Origin of the sequence: Streptomyces sp. NPDC001634 (genome assembly GCF_040298185.1) — a bacterium.
Taxonomy (GTDB): domain Bacteria; phylum Actinomycetota; class Actinomycetes; order Streptomycetales; family Streptomycetaceae; genus Streptomyces.
The window spans coordinates 1-16079 of record NZ_JBEOZU010000144.1 but is presented as its reverse complement, the minus strand read 5'-3'; the positions used below and the strand labels follow the sequence as shown (position 1 = coordinate 16079).

Below are 16079 nucleotides of genomic sequence, written 5' to 3'. Positions count from 1 at the left end.
CCTCAGACAACGTGATCGACACTGCGGAAGGCCCCGGATGCGACACCCGAAAAGAGTAGCAACTTACCCGTGTGATTTGCGGCGCACGACACTAGTGCCGTGTCAGGCAACGTTCGCCCTGTCGACGACGGCGCGTAGGCGCCGGTCGTCGGCATGGCGGTTTCGCCAGATGATGTAGCGGCGGATCATGCTGCCCTGCTGTTTGTGGGTGGCGTGGTCAGTGCCGTCGAGGGTGAAATACCGCAGGGCGGTGGACTGGGCCTCGATGCGGTTGAGCCAGGAGGAGTTCGTCGGGGTGTAGGCGATCTCGACGTCGTTCGCGGCGGCCCAGATGCCGACGCGCTGGCACTTCTTCGTGGTCAAATGCGGGGAGAAGTTGTCGCAGACGATCGCGATGCGGACCTCGGGCCGGTAGAGACTGCGCAGGTAGCGACAGAATTCCAGGAACTGCGTCCGCCTCTTGGCCGGTTTGATGTGGCCGTAGAACCTGTCGCGGGTGAGGTCCAGGGCGGCGAAGAGATGCCGTACCCCGCCGTAGCGGTTGTAGGTGGCCCGGCGCCTGCGGCGGGGTTCGTGGTCGGGGTCCTTGCGCCCGCCACTGCGTTGGGCCCACTGCCGCCCCGGGTGCGGCATCAGGTTGAGCGGTCCGAACTCATCTATGCAGAACACCACGTCGGGCTCGCCTTCTTCGGGTATGACCTCGCCGTCGGCGATGGCGTACAGGTGCTCGACACGGGCCTTCTTGGCCGGTAGTCCGGATCGCGGGAGGTCTTCCAGGTCTTCAGGCGTTGAAAGGAGACGCCTTCCTCGCGGAGCAGGATGCGCAGGCCCTCGTGGCTGATGTCGTCGACCACCCCCTCGGCGACCAGGAAGTCTGCCAGCTTGGTCAGGCTCCAGGTGGAAAACGGCAGGCCGTGCTCGGTGGGCCTGGACTTGGCCATCTTCTTGATCTCGCGGCGCTCGGGCAGGGTAAAGGTCTTCGGCCGGCCACCCTTGTACTTCGGGTAGAGCGAGGCGAAGCCGTCGGTGTTGAAGTTGTGGATCACGTCGCGGACCCGGTCCGTGCTGGTGAACGACACCTCGGTGATCTTCGCCACCGGCATGCTCTGGGCTGAGAGCAGCACCATCTGGGCCCGCCGCCAGGTCACCACCGAGCCGGTGCCGCGGCGGATGATCCGCAGCAGGCTCCGGCCCTCCTCATCGTCAATCTCGCGCACGCGCACCGGTTCGGCCACCAGGCCAGCATGGCCGATGCGTGCCGCCCACCCCTGCCCCCACCGCACGTCACATCCGCCTGGCGCCGCTTACATTCACTTCGGACTCACCCGGTGGGGCCGAGGTCCTCGATGACCTGCCGCATCTCCTCCTCATCGGCTTCGTAGACCGTCTCGCCCACGCGGGGGTCACGGGCATGAAGGGTGTGGATGAGCGGTCCGTTCGCCGTGCCGAGCTGGACCAGGGAGGCCGAAGGGCCGTGCACGGCGCGCTCGGTGCCGGGCCGGGCGGTCAGGTCGATGCGGCTGACCACCCCGGGCGTGACCCAGACCGTCGCCTGCTCCAGATGCCCCAAGATCTGAAGGTGAAAGTGGCCGCAGAGGATGAGCTGCACATCGGTCCCGCGGATCACCGCGGCCAAATCGTCGGCATTCTGCAGACCCAGCGCCCGCTGCACCTCGACCTCCAGCGCAATCGGCGGGTGATGGAAGCCCAAGATCGTTCCACGCGGCGCAGGCGCGGCCAGTACCTCGCGCAACCAGTCAAGCTGGGCACGGCTGATCTGGCCGTAACCCTTGCCCGGCACGAGCGAGTCGAGGGTGACCACGCGCCAGCCGTCGATCGTGCTCGCCGCGGCCCGCTCGCCGTCGGGCCCGTCGCAGACCGTGTCGGGGCGGGTGTGGCCGCAGCCGAGCACCTCGGTGAACGCCGCCCGCTCGTCGTGGTTCCCGGTCGCGTAGAACACCGGTGCGCCCCGCTCCTTCGCGTAGCCGCCAAGGAGTTCACGAGCTCGCGAGTACCCCTCACTGGATCCGTCGTCCGCGACGTCTCCCGTAACGATGACAGCATCAAGGTCGCTCAGGTGGACCAGGTCGGCGAGCATGCGCCGCAGTGCCGCGGTGCCATCGGCACCGTCGGCGTCGGGGCCCCTGCACGGTCGAGGTGCGTATCGGACAGATGAAGAATCTTCATCTCGTCAACCTAACGGTCCGGGGAGTCCGCCGGGAGATCACCCTTCATCCGAGGCAAACGTTGCCTGACACGGCACTACACCGACGGACATCGGACGTCGGGGACCGCTGCTCGGTGCCGTCATCTGGCCGATGTGTCAGACCCTGGCCGCGAACGTGTTGCCCCACCAGCGGTACAGGCACAAGTCCCCCCAGTGATCACAGAGCGTCGCGGCTCCCATGATCACGGGACCTGTGCTCGCCTTGTCACCGGGACTCCCTGGACCACCTATCTGCGCAAGCTCTTAGTTGCACGAGGCCATCGTTCTTCCGCGGTCGCGGCTCGGCACGAGATGAGCGCCGAGGCCGTGGCCGCCCTTGAGTCGCGGCGCGCCTCTTCCGACTTGCGGTGGAAGACGCCTCAGCAGGTTCGGCACCCGTCGAGCGGCTGGTCGCGGCACAGCCTCTCAGCGTCGCGCGCGAGCGCTGGACGGCTCGACGAGGCGATCATCCAAGAGGCGGGTGCCAGCCTGTTTGACGTACTTCAGCACGGGTGAGACCTCCATGCTCTGCAGTCCGGTCAGGGACCCGATGCGTTCCGAGGTGAACTCGAACAGTTCGTCGAGGTCCCGGGTGTGTGCGACGGAATGGATGTTCCAGGGCCCGGAGATGGCTGCGGCGAAGGCGATCTCGGGTTCCTGCGCGAGTGTGCGGCCCGCGCTCTTCACCGCCGACGGGTGCACGCGAAGCCAGAGGTGCGCGCGAGCGTGATAGCCCAAGGCTGCTGCGGCGATCTCGACGTCGATGTGGACGACGCGATGCTGGAACAGAGCCTCGAGGCGCCGCGAGGCGCGTCCCGGAGTGAGGTCTGCCGCTGTGGCGAGATCGACGAGACTGGCGCGGCCATCTGCGGCGAGCGTATCGAGCAACTTCTCGTCCTCGGGGGTGAGGCGCAGTGGCTCGCGGGTGACGACCGGAGACTCGGTGAAAGGGGGCCCGCCGCTACCCAACGCTGCTTCCTCCCGAGGGGACAGTGTGCCCTGCAGGGCGGACCAGTAGTGGCCGCGACCTCCGAGGAACTGCCGGAGCATGGCGAAGGCGTTGATGTCGATCACCGCCGCGGTGCGGGGAAGTCGCTGCATCAGGAGATCCTCGCGTTGTTCCCGCGTCCGGGATTGCGTCGCGCAGGTGACCTCGCAGCCCGCCGCACCCAGGGCTACCCAGTTGATGTCGTCACGCTTGGCGAGCGCGTCGGCGATCGCCGCGACACTGCCGGGACGGCAGCGCAGCCGCACCAGCCACCTGCTCTGCCCCAGGGCACCCGGGTTCACCACGCCGGCCACGCGGATGACGCCGTCGGCGCGTAGCCGGCGATACCGGCGGTTGACGGCGCCCTCGGTCAGACCGAGGGCGGTCGCGATCGCGGCGAACGAAGCCCGCGGAGAGATCTGCAACGCACGAATGATTCGCACATCCTCGGGCTGAATCGAAGCGGATTCCGTCATGAGCGCCCTTGCCATGTCGCCAATCCTACAAACGAGCCCTCGTAGCTCGCCTGCGATGGGGTGCGGACGAAACACTTGAACCGCACGGGTTGAAGGGCCGCGGCAGCGGGCACCGCCCTGTGCCGATCCCGGGGCCTCGACCGATGCCCGAACGTAGTCCAACGCTGGAAGAACGGAGATGACGCTGCATGTCATCGACCTCCACCGAACAACACCCACCGACCGCTCTCATCGTCGGGGCCTCGCGCGGCCTCGGTCACGCGTTGGCGGCGGAGTTCTTCGGCAGGGGCTGGAACGTCGTCGGCACCGCTCGCGACACCACCGCCCGAACGCCGCTGCACGACCTCGCAAACCGCGCCGACGGGCGGGTGACCATCGAGCATCTCGACATCAACGACCCCGGCCACCTGCCCCCGCTGCACGAACGTCTGGCGCACCGCCGACTCGACGTGCTCTTCGTCAACGCGGGCACGACCAACAATGAGCAGACGCCCATCGGCGGGGTTGCGACGGCCGACTTCATCGACGTGATGGTCACCAACGCACTGAGCCCCATGCGCGTCATCGAAGCCCTCGAAGACCTGGTGTCCCTGGCGGGACTCATCGGGGCGATGTCCTCCGGACAGGGCAGCATCACGAACAACGCGACGGGAGGCCGCGAGGTCTACCGGGGGAGCAAAGCAGCCCTGAACATGTTCCTGCGGAGCTTCGCGGCCCGGCAGGAAAAGACGCGGCGCGCCTTCGTGCTCATGGCGCCGGGCTGGATACGCACCGCCCTGGGCGGTCCGGATGCGCCGTACACCATCGAGGAGACCGTCCCCTTGCTGGTGGACGTCTTGCTCTCCCGACTGGGCACGCCCGGCCTGGCATATCTGGACCGCTTCGGCCAGACCGTCCCCTGGTGATCCCTGCGGGCCCACCCCAGCACTCACCGCTCGCCACCGGCCGGCTTGGAGCGGCCTCAAGGAGGAGATCGTGCCGATCATCGCCATCGAAGAACACTGGAGCATGCCGGATCTGACGGCTGCCCTCCACGCCCTGCCGCACCCGGATGAAAGTCTCGTTTTTGGGGAAATGGACGACAACCAGGAGCGCTTGGAGGACCTGGAGGCGGGCCGGATCGCGGCGATGAACGCGCAGGGTGTCGACGTGTCGATCCTCGCCCTGACGCCGCCGGGAACCCAGTCGCTGCCACCCGGAGAAGCCCTGGCGCTGAGTCGCGCCGCGAACGACGTGGCCGCGGCGGCCGTCGCCCGAAACCCTGCCCGTCTTCGCTCGATGTCCACCCTGCCCATGTCCTCACCGAAGGACGTCCCAGCCGAGCTTGAACGAGCCGCGAGTATGGGGCACGTGGGAACCATGGTGTACGGCCGATCAGGGGACCTGTTTCTCGACGATCCCGTCTACGACGATTTTTTCGGCGTGGCCTCGGAACTCGGTCAGCCCGTGTTCATTCATCCCCAATTGCCATCGCGAGCTGTCCGTGACGCCTCATACCGAGGATTCGACCCCATGACGGAACTCGCCCTGGCCACTTTCGGCTGGGGATGGCACCTGGACGCCGCAACAGCTGCCTTGCGGCTGATCCTCCGAGGTACTTTCGACCGTCATCCCGACCTCCAGATCGTGCTCGGCCACTGGGGAGAGACGTTGCTTTTCTGGCTCGATCGGGCCAACAGCATCTCCCGGACCGCCGGCCTGCAGCGCTCCGTGTCCGACTGCGTCCGATCGAATTTCCACATCACCGCCTCCGGCATGCTCAACCCGGCTCACCTGCATCATGCTCTGTCGGTGACCTCGGTCGACCGTTTGATGTTCGCCACGGACTACCCCTTCCAACGGCCGACCAAAGAGGAAATTGGTTCTTTCTTGGGTCACTTCTCCTCCGAGACAGAGCGCCAACAGTTCTCTTCCGGAAACGCTGCATCCTTGTTCGGTATCGGCCTATAGACCGGGATCTTTCATCATCGGCTTCCCTTCCACGGCTCGGCCTGGTGTGACGACTCCCGACCGCGCTTTCCGAGCAGGGCCTCGTCCTCGCCCAGACGGGCCTCGTCAGCACCTTCGTCGACGCCTTCGTGAGGCCAGGCCGGTCCTGAGTTCCACGCCCCCACTCCATGTGCCGGCCCCCGCGGGCAGGCACATGGAAGCGGCATCGGGACAACAGGTACCGCCTCGGTGCGGGGGTTGACGAGGCCCGGTTGTCTGTTACGGTCATTGACGGACGTACGAAAGTCACGGTCCGGTAGGTAGTCCGGATGGCGATCACTCGCTCGTACGGTGCCCATGGAGGCACGTCCGGTGCGTCCCTTTTCGTAACATGATCGAGAAGGGACACAACTGTGTCGGATCTGCATGCCATCATCGCCGGGGGCGGCCTGGGCGGCCTTGCTCTCGCACAAGGACTCCAGCGGGCGGGCATCAGCGTCGCCGTCCACGAGAAGGACCCCGGCCCCGACTTCCGCAACCAGGGCTATCGCATCCGCATCAATCCGGACGGCATCACCGCGCTCAAGGCGCTGCTGACGCCGCAGGCGTTCGAGGTGTTCGCCGCCACCGCCGGAACACCCGGGGCACGGATGGACTCCTTCGACCACCGGCTGGGCCTGCTGCACGCGCAGGAACTGCCGGTGGTGGAGGACCTGCCGGGCGGCGGGCACCTGGCGGTCAACCGCAGGACCCTGCGCCAGATCCTGCTGGCCGGGCTGGAGAAGTCCGTGCACTACGGCTCCGCGCTCACCCGCTATGAAACCAATCACTCGGGCACGGTGACCGCGCACTTCGCGGACGGGACGAGCGCCACCGGGGACGTGCTGATCGGTGCCGACGGAGTCAACTCTGCAACCCGAAGGCAGCGTCTGCCCAAGACTCAAGTCGTCGACGCGGGGCTGCGGCTGCTGTACGGCAAGGTCCCGCTCGTCGGCGATGCGGCCCAGGAACTGGTCCCCTCCGACTTGTTGGGCCTGTGGACCACTGTCATCGGCCCGCAGCGGCGCTTCCTCGGGCTCGCGCCGGTGCAGTACCGCGAGCCGCAGCGCGAGGTGACCGCGAGGCTGGCTCCCGGGATCGAGCTCAGCGACGACAGCGACTACCTAGCCTGCGTCTTCGGCGCCCGTCGGGAGCAACTCCCCCGCGATGACGAGCAGTTGTTCGCCATGAGCGGTACCGAGCTCCGGGCGATGACCCTGTCGCTGCTGGAGGGCTGGCACCCCAAGCTGGCGGAGATCGTCTCCCGCCAGGACCCGGCCTCGATCTTCCCGGTCTCGGTCCGCACCAGCGTGCCCGTCACCGCATGGGAAACGAACGCGGTCACGCTCCTCGGCGACGCCATCCACGTCATGAGCCCCGCCATCGGTGTGGGCGCGAACACCGCGCTGCGCGACGCCCGCGTTCTCACGTCCCGTCTCGTCGAGGCCGCCGCCGGTCGACCGCTCACAGACGCCCTACGGGCTTACGAGGACGAGATGCGCGACTACGGCTTCAGCGCCGTCCGCGAATCGGCCGAGCGCGGTCACCGCCTCGTCGGCCAGGACCGGCTGCCCGCACCGCAGTTGCCGCCGACGGGCAACGCCCACCCGCAGCACTGACCGGCCCGCCCAGGACCAACCCCAGCCGGTGCCGGGCCCCCTCGGGCTGCTGTCGGGCACCCTCCGGCCTGACAGCAGCCCGACATCACCGGGACCGCACCACTCGCCCACCGCAGGCGCTACCAGGCCCCTGCTGCACCGGCCTCCCGCCCGCAGTCACGTCGGTTGGGATGCGGGTCGGTTCCCGGCAGTTCCGCATGTCCCAGCGCTTGAACTGGAGAACTCATGCCTACTCTCCGTGTCGCCATCGCCGGCGCCGGCCTCGCCGGTCTCACCCTGGCCCGCCGACTGCACCACAACGGCGTGAATGTCAGGGTTTTCGAGCGCGACCCCGACCTGATCGCCCGCAACCCCGGCTACCGACTGCACATCAACTCCACCGGAACTACGGCGATCAATGACGTTCTGGACCCCCGCACACGTGAACTGTTCCTGGCCACGGCCGGCATCCCGCGCCAGGACGCGCTCCTCTTCGACGAGCAGCTCAATCCCGGCCCGGTCCGTGAGCTCACCGCCTCCCGCGGCACCGGAAACCCGAATGCCGACGTCCCCGAACACCTGGTGGTCGACCGCTCGACCCTGCGCAGGATCCTGTACACCGGCCTGGAGGGGACAGTCCGCTTCGGTGCACGGGTCACCGGCTACCAAAGCCATCCCGACGCCACCATCACCGTGCACCTCGCCAGCGGTCGTACCGCGGAAGCCGACGTGCTGGTCGGCGCCGACGGCATCAACTCCGCCGTGCGCGCACAACGCCTGCCGGACCACAGCACCGTCGACCTTGAGGCCCGCCACATCGCGGCGAAGATCCCACTCACCGAGGAGACCAAAAGTCGCATCCCCACGCAGCTGTACTCCGCCTTCACACTGGTCAACGGCCCCCACCACGACATCGTCAGCTTCGCGCCCCTGGAACGCAGCAACCCACGCACACCCCTGGTCCGCGAGTGCGACCCGGCGTTCCGGGACGAGGTCCGCCGCGACTTCGCGCCGGGCATCTTCAGCGCCAAGGCCACCCGGATGCCTGACGACACCCAGCTGTACACGTCCTCCCCCGTGGATCTGAAGCGCTACGCCCTGCAGCGGGTTGCGTCCTGGCATCCCGACCTGATCACACTCGTCCGTCTGTGGGACGTGGACACCGTGCAACCCCTGACCCTGCGCAGCCACGTCCCCGCAGCACCACGGGGGCCGACACAGGTGACCATCGTCGGCGACGCGGTCCACGCCATGAGCCCGGCTCTGGGACTGGGCGCCAACACCGCCCTGCGCGACGCCCAGGCGCTGTGGACCGAACTCGTCGCTGCCGCCTCCGGCGCGAAACCCTTGCTGTCCGCGATCGGCGACTACGAGAGCGCGATGCGCGCCTGCGGATATGACGCCGTGCGGGCCTCCGCCGCAGCCGGCGAGCACCTCATCGGACACCGTTCCCTGCCTGCATGACCCGTACGAGTGTCGGCCACGCCTGAAGGCCGACGCACGCTGGTTACGGAGGGCGTCAAGCGACTTCGGCGGGCGGGCGGCGACATTCCCTTTCACGGCGGCTTGGGTCAAGGCGGTCGCGCTACGGACGGCGCTGACAACGGCAGCGCCGGGGTCAGCGCCGAGCGGATCGGTGAGGGCGAAGAGTGTTGGCACTGACGACGACGGCGAAATCGCTCTTCCACTGCGTCTCGGCCGGGCTTGGCCACTCCCCGACCATCAATCGGAGTGGACATCGGCGCAGACCTGGCGGGATGCCTGCGCGTTGGCCTGGCGACCAACCCGGCCGACTTCAGCCACACCCCGGATCCCCGCACCCGGCCCGACCAGGCCGACGCCCGCCCCGGCCTGCGCTTCGGCCTGATAGAACACGCGCTCGCCCCACTGGTCGACACCCTCGGCGCGGACACTGCCGCGATGGAGCAGCTCAACCGCGACCTCGCGATCGTCGTCAGCGCCGAAGCGCTCTTCAACCTGACCGACCTGTACGGGCTGGACCCCGAGGACGCGATCGTGGGCGTCGTACACACGGCGACGACCCTCGCCCGGGCCGTCGTCCCGGAGCTCATGGCCGCCGGCGCGCGGTAACCGGCGACGGGCCCGCAGCCACCGCGCGTGACCACCGCACACCCGCGCTGTGCCGAAGACACCTAGTCATGACGCTGCGGTGTTCCCGCTTCGGCCTGAGCGGCAGCTGCGACGGCCGTGGCCACACGGACGAAGGCCGCGACGGCCGGCGAGTGCGACTCCTGGGGCCAGGCCACGGCCAGCGTGGCCGCCGGAAGGTCGCTGACGGGCTGGTAGACCACCCCTGGCCGCGAGTAGCGACGCGCCACCGAGGCGGGGAGGAAGAAGACGACACTGCCCACTTCGATCAGTTTGAAGATCTGCGCCAGATTCATGGCAGTGGGCGGGGCTTGGGTCACGAGCCCGCGTTGGACCGTCTGCGGCTGGTCCTGGCCGCCCCGGGTGACCATGCCGAGCGAGCGCAGTCCGGCGATCTGGTCGGCGGGAGTTCCGTCGGGAAGACTTCGCTCGGCCAGATCGGCACGACGCAGACACGAGCGGGAGGCCAGGGGGTCGGCAGCCGCCAGGACCACCACGCCGGGCTCCGTCAGTACCACTTCGACGTCCAGACCGCGGTCGTCGAACGGGGCGTACAGCAATGCGACATCGGCACGGCCGTCGCGTAGCGCCTGCGCCTGCTCCTTGCCGCTCATCACCAACTCCACCGGCGTCGCCGCGACCTCGCCCTGGTACGCGGTGAGGATCTGCGGCAGCAGCCCGGCGTCGTAGTCGGCCCTGAGCGCGAGCCGCAGCCGCGGCACGGGCTGGCCTGCGTGCCGGGCCCGCCTGCCGGCCGCCGTGACCGCGTCGAGCGCGGTCCGGGCGTCGCGCAGGAAGACCTCTCCGGCCGCGGTGAGCCTGACCTGACGTGTGGTGCGCTCCAAGAGTCGCACCCCGAGCTGGCGCTCCAGTTGCCGGATCGCCCGCGAGAGCGGGGGCTGTGCCATGCCCAGCCGCTCGGCCGCACGCCCGAAGTGCAGCTCCTCGGCAACCGCCACGAAGTACCGGAGTTGCCGCACCTCCAGATCATTCATACCGACAGGGTATCAACGGGGACCGGATCGGTCCTTCAGGTCCGCTGCGGGGCCGGATTGACTGGACAGGCAATCCACCGACGACCGAAGCCGAGCCGTCCGGCGAGGCGGGGCGGGACGCGGGGACGCGTGGCGTCACGATGCGCGCGAGCCGGTGGACCACCCCTCGGCCGCATTCCGCGGCCGTACCGACCAGAGCCATCAACTCGAAGCAGCCAAAGGAAATTGACGGTGCGTGTTCTTGTTACAGGCGCGACGGGATACATCGGATCCGCGGTCGTCCGCGAACTCCTCGACGCCCGACACGAGGTCGTCGGGCTTGCCCGTTCGGACCAGGCCGCGGCGGCCTTGGCGGCCGTTGGAGCCGCAGTGCACCGCGGGGACCTCGACGACGTCGACAGTCTGCGCCGCGGTGCCGCCGCGGCGGAGGGCGTCATCCATCTCGCCTTCAGCCACGACTTCTCGGACTATGCCGGCGCCGGCCGAGTGGACCTGCGTGCCGTCGACACGCTCGGGGCGGCGCTCGAGGGTACGGACAAGCCCCTGGTGGTCACCTCGGGCACCTTGATGCTCACGATGATCGCGCCGGGACGCCTGGGGACCGAGGAGATCGCACCCGCCCCGGGGTCAGTGCTGCCCCGGGTCGCATCGGAGAGCGCGGCTGTGGCGCTGGCCGAGCGTGGGGTGCGCGCGTCGATCGTGCGGCTTGCGCCGTCCGTGCACGGTGAAGGCGACAAGGGCTTCGTCCCGCGCCTGATCGACATCGCCCGCGCCAAGGGCGTGTCGGCCTTCGTCGGCGACGGATCGAACCGCTGGCCCGCCGTGCACCGCCTCGACGCGGCGCGCCTGTACCGGCTGGCGGTGGAAGCCGCCCCGGCCGGCGCGATACTCCACGGAGCCGGCGAGGAGGGCGTGCCCTTCCGCGACATTGCCGAGGCCATCGGCCGTCGACTGGAACTACCGGTTGTCAGCATCACCGCCGAGGAGGCCGGCGAGCATTTCGGCTTCCTCTCCGCCCTCGTGCCGCTCGACAACCCGACCTCAAGCGCCCTGACCCGCAAGCAACTCGGATGGCATCCCGCACACCCGGCACTCATCCCGGACCTCGACAACGGCCACTACTTCAACGACTAGCAGGACGAGAGCTTCCCCATGAAGTCGATTCCCATCCCGCTGGCCGGCGTGGCCTCGGCCGGCGCCGTGCTGCTGGGCACAGTGCTGCCGGCGCCCGTTCCTGCGTCGGCGGTAACCCGCATGGCCGGTCCGCCCTCCATGAACATGGCCACCGTGTCGAATCCGGACCCGAGGTTGATCACTGGCGGCAGGGCGCTCGTGCGGATCACCGCGACCGGCGACGGCCCGGTGCAGGTGAGGGAGAACGGACGAGAGGTCGGCGGGTTCGTGCGCCAGCCGGACGGTTCACTGCTCGGATCGGTCACCGGCCTGCGGCCGGGCGCCAACCACATCACGGCCACGTCCCGAGGGCGGGCTGCCGAGCTGACCGTGGTCAACCACGCTGCGTCCGGCCCGGTCTTCTCCGGCCCGCGGCAGCGGCCCTTCTACTGCGAAACGACAGCGTTCGGCCTTGCCCCTGCCGTCCAGCCGCTGTGCTCCACACCCACCGTGGTCAGCTACCGGTACCGCACCTCCGGCGGTACGTTCGCCCCGCTGGCCCACCCTGCCGACCGCCCAGCCGACCTGGCCACCGCGACGGTCGACGGGCGTGCGGTGCCGTACATCGTCCGGTTGGAGAGCGGCACCATCGACCGCGCCGTCTACCAGACCGCCGCACTCTACGACGGTACCGATCCCTCACCGTTGCGCCGGGACACGAGCTGGAACGACCGGCTGGTCTACACGTTCGGCGGCGGCTGCAACGGCGGCCACCACCAGGGCAACAGCACCGGCGGGGTGCTCGACGACCTGTTCCTGTCCCAGGGCTACGCGGTCGCCTCGTCCAGCCTCAACGTGCTCGACCACAACTGCAGCACCATCGTTTCCGCTGAAGCGGCGATGATGGTCAAGGAACACTTCATCGACACCTACGGCCCCGTGGCCCACACCATCGGCTGGGGCGGGTCCGGCGGGGCCATGCAGCAGTACGACATCGCCGACGCCTACCCCGGCATCCTGGACGGCATCGTCCCCGGGTACTCCCTCCCCGATCCGCTCACCGTGATGAAGGACGTGTCCGACTGCCGTCTGCTCGACCGGTTCTTCGCCGGGGCCGGCTCGTCGTTCACCACCGCACAGCGGCAGGCGGTGGCGGGCTTCCCCGATTACGACACCTGTGTGTCCGCCGATGACTACTTCGCCAACCGGATCACCGCCGCAGACAGCTGCAACAAGGAGATCACCGCGAACGACAGCGCCATCCCACCTGCGGCCATCTGGAATCCGATGACCAACCCGAACGGCGTGAAGTGCAGCGCCGTGGAGTCGTACGCGAACCAGTTCGGCCGTGACCCGGTCACCGGTTTCGTGCGCCGCCCACTGGACAACGTGGGCATGCAGTACGGTCTCGCGGCACTGAAGCGCGGACAGATCAGCCCGGCTCAGTTCGTCGCCCTCAACGACGGAATCGGCGGCTACGACACGACCGGCACACCCGTGACGCAGCGCAACCAGGCGGACCCGCGTGCGCTGGAGGCGGCCTATCGTGACGACATCGTCGACAGCGCGGGACTGGGGCTGCGCACCACTCCGATCATCGAGGCGCGAGTCGACATGGACAACAGCGGTCCCCTGTGGGACTTCCACACGACTCAGTGGTCGTTCGTCATGCGGGCCCGTCTGACGCAGGCCAACGGCACCGCCGCCAACCAGGTGATCATCGAAAACCAGAACACTCCGAAACAGGTGGCCGCCGCGAACAGCTACGAACTGGCCGCCATGGACCACTGGTTGACGAACATCGAAGCCGACCGCTCCACACACAGCCGGCAGACCAAAGTGATCACGGACAAGCCGGCCGGCCTCGCCGACGGCTGCTACCTGTCCGCCACCAGCCGCATCCAGCAACCACTGACCGACCCGGCGAGCGGGCCGTGCGCGGCCACCTACCCGGTGGGATCGGACCCACGGCTGCAAGCCGGCGAGCCGCGCGCCGAGAACGTCCTCAGCTGTGCGCTGCGACCGCTGAACTTCGCTGACTACCCGGTGACGTTCACCTACGCCGAGCAGAACCAACTGCGCCAGGCTTTCCCGACCGGCGTGTGCGACTACACCCGTCCCGGTGCCGGCCAGAACCGCAAGGCGGTCCCGTGGCTCAACTACGCGCATCGCCGCTTGGGTTGACCTCCTGAGGGCTGGCGTCCGGATCGCCTGGCACTGACAGGGGCAGGCAGGTGCCGGGCAATCCCAGCGCCAACGAATACACCGATGCCCATGGTCGGTTGACAGGTCGGGCTAACAGGATTAGCTTATAGCTAATTCTATTAGCTGAATCAAGGGGACGTCGTGACCGAGTACCTTGCCGTCGACGGCGGCACGATCGCTTACGAGGTCGTGGGTTCCGGCCCGCTGATCCTTCTCGCGCACGGCATGGGCGACAGTCGCGCCGCGTACCGTGCTGTGGTCCCGTCACTGGTGGCGGCGGGCTATCGGGTCGCCGCAGTCGATCTGCGCGGCTGCGGCGAGTCCAGCGTCGGCTGGCCGGCCTGGAGCCGCACCGCCATAGCCGGCGACCTGCTCGCCGTGATCCGCCATCTGGGCGGCCCGGCCGTGCTCGTCGGCCACTCGATCTCCGGCGGCGCCGCCACCATCGCCGCGGCACAGGAACCCTCGCTGATCACCGCGGTTGTCGAGTTGGCGCCGTTCACCCGCAAGCAGTCGATCCGCCTCGGCGACCTGCGGATGAAGCGCTTCCGGCAGGGCATGCTGCGGCTGCTCGGCGCGGGCGTGTTCGGCAGTGTGCCGCTCTGGCGCTCGTACCTCGACGTGGCCTACCCCGGCGTGAAGCCGGCCGGATGGGCCGAGCGACTCGGCCTCATCGACTCCCTGCTGCGCGAACCGGGCCGGATGAAGGCCATGCAGGGCATGGGCCGCTGCGCCCCGACCGACGCCGGCGCGCAGCTCGCGGGCGTCCGCTGCCCGGTCCTGGTCATGATGGGGACGCTCGACCCCGACTGGGCCGACCCGTATGCCGAGGGGTCGGCGATCGTTGAGGCCCTGCCTGCCGGCCTGGGTCGCCTTGAGATGATCGAGGGCGCGGGGCACTACCCGCACGACCAGTTCCCCGACCAGGTGGTTTCGCTCATGCTTTCCTTCCTCCGATCGGATGTTGCACGTGCCTAGGGCCGGCCTGGACCCCGCGGCCGTGGTCGCTGCCGGTGCGGCGCTCGCCGACGAGGTGGGCCTGGCCGACCTGACGATGGGTTTGCTGGCCGAGCGGGTGGGCGTGCGTACCCCGTCCCTGTACAAGCACGTCGGCGGCCAGGACGACCTCAACCGGCGCATCGCGGCTCTGGCGCTGAACGAGGCCGCCGACGCCGTCGGCAGCGCGGTCCAGGGATACGCGGGCCGCGACGCCCTGGCCGCCGCGGCGCGCGCCTTCCGCGCCTTCGTGTTGGAGCACCCCGGCCGGTACGCGACGACGATCGGCTTGGAACCGTCCGGCCCGGACGATCCGCTGGCAACCGCGGGCCAGCGACTGCTCGACGCGTTCACGGCGGTCCTGCGCGGCTACGAGATCGCAGAGCCCGACGTGGACCACGCCCTGCGCATGCTCCGCAGCCTCTGCCACGGCTTCGCCACACTGCAGGCGGCCAACGGCTTCCAGTGGAGCGCCGACATCGACGAGAGCTTCGAGTGGCTGATCGCCTTCGCCGACCAGGGCCTGCGCGCTGTTCGAAAATGATGCCGCGCCGACCGCTTCGACATCATCGGCGCCTTGGCCTGCCTCGTCGGCTATTGCGACTCCCCATAGCCGTGCCACCAACAGGGGAGCGGTTCTCCGGCGCGTGGTCAAGGAGTGCGGCTGTCATGACGAACCCGGTTCGCGAGGCGCGATCCGGCAACCGCCGATCTGCTCGTCGGGGCGGACGGGGTCGGCTCCGCGGTTCGCCAGGTGCTGACGCCGCAGACCACCCCGATTGACACCGGCGTTCGGTTCGTCATCGGCCGCACGCCGCGGACGGAGCAGTTCGCCGACCTGTCCCGGGCCTACGGCGGGAAGATCGTCGGGGGCGGAGTGAGTCTGCTGCTCGCGGCGATGCGGTTCCCCATTCCGCCAAAGGAAGCGGCGGAGAAACTGGCACCCGAAGTAACGCTCCCTGACAGTCAAGACGATGTGCGCTGGGCCATGATCCACCCGCCGAACGGCTCTCTCGACACCCTGACGGCACGGGAGGCCGCGCTGTCCAGAATGCAGGGCTGGCACCCGGACCTGCAGGCGCTCATCGAGCAGGCCGACCCGGACAACAGCACCCTGCTGTCCATCCGGGTGGTCGAGCCACGCGAGCGCTGGGCGCCCGGTCCGGTCACGCTGCTCGGAGACGCCATCCACGCCACCTCTCCGACCGGCGGCAACGGTGCGAACACCGCCCTGCTGCTCTGCTGCCTGATCGGGGCCCGAGCCGACATAGGTTCGCCCGGCGCACGAGGGCCCTGGTGCGAGCGGCCCCCTTGGTGGCCCGTGCCGCCGCGGCAGCGCGAACGCGCTCGAGGCGCCCCTGCGCGTGACCCTCGTCCGATCCCCGCCGCTGCGGCCCGCCGGAGCCCGGGGCCGGCGGCCGTCCG

General features: G+C 68.9%; 13 protein-coding genes and 1 pseudogene. 10 read left to right on the top strand and 4 right to left on the bottom strand.

Features of this window, described 5'->3' with window-relative positions; translation table 11 throughout:
- Positions 1 to 102: 102 nt before the first annotated feature.
- From ABT186_RS45150 to ABT186_RS45140, 3 genes and pseudogenes are all read right to left on the bottom strand, one after another.
- Positions 103 to 1235: pseudogene (locus tag ABT186_RS45150) on the bottom strand (IS630 family transposase).
- An 86-nt stretch (positions 1236 to 1321) separates the two neighbouring features.
- Positions 1322 to 2098, bottom strand: coding sequence for a metallophosphoesterase family protein (locus ABT186_RS45145; protein WP_351930219.1), 777 nt, complete (start codon positions 2096 to 2098; stop codon positions 1322 to 1324).
- Between the two features lie 534 nt (positions 2099 to 2632).
- On the bottom strand, positions 2633 to 3685 hold the full coding sequence (locus ABT186_RS45140; protein ID WP_351930217.1) for an Lrp/AsnC family transcriptional regulator: 1053 nt from the start codon (positions 3683 to 3685) through the stop codon (positions 2633 to 2635).
- A 173-nt stretch (positions 3686 to 3858) separates the two neighbouring features.
- On the opposite strand from ABT186_RS45140, the gene ABT186_RS45135 reads away from it, so the two are divergent.
- The 5 genes from ABT186_RS45135 (at position 3859) to ABT186_RS45115 (ending at position 9327) form a co-directional block, all read left to right on the top strand.
- Complete coding sequence (locus tag ABT186_RS45135) at positions 3859 to 4575, top strand: SDR family NAD(P)-dependent oxidoreductase (protein ID WP_351930215.1); 717 nt, start codon at positions 3859 to 3861, stop codon at positions 4573 to 4575.
- A gap of 70 nt (positions 4576 to 4645) precedes the next feature.
- A complete protein-coding gene (locus ABT186_RS45130) occupies positions 4646 to 5620 on the top strand; it encodes an amidohydrolase family protein (protein WP_351930213.1) in 975 nt (324 codons plus the stop codon).
- A gap of 392 nt (positions 5621 to 6012) precedes the next feature.
- A complete protein-coding gene (locus tag ABT186_RS45125; RefSeq protein ID WP_351930211.1) occupies positions 6013 to 7257 on the top strand; it encodes an FAD-dependent oxidoreductase in 1245 nt (414 codons plus the stop codon).
- A 225-nt stretch (positions 7258 to 7482) separates the two neighbouring features.
- Positions 7483 to 8700 (top strand): FAD-dependent oxidoreductase, encoded by a 1218-nt coding sequence (locus ABT186_RS45120; protein WP_351930209.1) that lies wholly within the window; start codon positions 7483 to 7485, stop codon positions 8698 to 8700.
- Between the two features lie 267 nt (positions 8701 to 8967).
- A complete protein-coding gene (locus ABT186_RS45115) occupies positions 8968 to 9327 on the top strand; it encodes a hypothetical protein (RefSeq protein ID WP_351930207.1) in 360 nt (119 codons plus the stop codon).
- A gap of 62 nt (positions 9328 to 9389) precedes the next feature.
- On the opposite strand, the gene ABT186_RS45110 is transcribed toward ABT186_RS45115, so the two are convergent.
- Positions 9390 to 10340 carry a LysR family transcriptional regulator gene (locus tag ABT186_RS45110; protein WP_351930205.1) on the bottom strand — a complete coding sequence of 317 codons (951 nt, stop codon included), beginning with the start codon at positions 10338 to 10340 and terminating at the stop codon, positions 9390 to 9392.
- Positions 10341 to 10571: 231 nt separating this feature from the next.
- On the opposite strand from ABT186_RS45110, the gene ABT186_RS45105 reads away from it, so the two are divergent.
- The 5 genes from ABT186_RS45105 to ABT186_RS45085 form a co-directional block, all read left to right on the top strand.
- Positions 10572 to 11474, top strand: coding sequence for an SDR family oxidoreductase (locus ABT186_RS45105; protein ID WP_351930203.1), 903 nt, complete (start codon positions 10572 to 10574; stop codon positions 11472 to 11474).
- An 18-nt stretch (positions 11475 to 11492) separates the two neighbouring features.
- Positions 11493 to 13637: a DUF6351 family protein gene (locus tag ABT186_RS45100; RefSeq protein WP_351930201.1), complete on the top strand. Its 2145-nt coding sequence runs from the start codon at positions 11493 to 11495 to the stop codon at positions 13635 to 13637.
- Between the two features lie 162 nt (positions 13638 to 13799).
- Positions 13800 to 14636 (top strand): alpha/beta fold hydrolase, encoded by an 837-nt coding sequence (locus ABT186_RS45095; RefSeq protein WP_351930199.1) that lies wholly within the window; start codon positions 13800 to 13802, stop codon positions 14634 to 14636.
- A gap of 22 nt (positions 14637 to 14658) precedes the next feature.
- A complete protein-coding gene (locus ABT186_RS45090) occupies positions 14659 to 15198 on the top strand; it encodes a TetR/AcrR family transcriptional regulator (protein ID WP_351930221.1) in 540 nt (179 codons plus the stop codon).
- A gap of 210 nt (positions 15199 to 15408) precedes the next feature.
- A partial coding sequence (locus ABT186_RS45085) for an FAD-dependent oxidoreductase (RefSeq protein ID WP_351930197.1) occupies positions 15409 to 16079 on the top strand: 671 nt, incomplete at its 3' end.

Coding starts and splice junctions, on each gene's coding strand:
- ABT186_RS45145 (WP_351930219.1), bottom strand. CDS start 2,098: ATGCTCGCCGACCTGGTCCACCTGAGCGACCTTGATGCTGTCATCGTT.
- ABT186_RS45140 (WP_351930217.1), bottom strand. CDS start 3,685: ATGGCAAGGGCGCTCATGACGGAATCCGCTTCGATTCAGCCCGAGGAT.
- ABT186_RS45135 (WP_351930215.1), top strand. CDS start 3,859: ATGTCATCGACCTCCACCGAACAACACCCACCGACCGCTCTCATCGTC.
- ABT186_RS45120 (WP_351930209.1), top strand. CDS start 7,483: ATGCCTACTCTCCGTGTCGCCATCGCCGGCGCCGGCCTCGCCGGTCTC.
- ABT186_RS45110 (WP_351930205.1), bottom strand. CDS start 10,340: ATGAATGATCTGGAGGTGCGGCAACTCCGGTACTTCGTGGCGGTTGCC.
- ABT186_RS45100 (WP_351930201.1), top strand. CDS start 11,493: ATGAAGTCGATTCCCATCCCGCTGGCCGGCGTGGCCTCGGCCGGCGCC.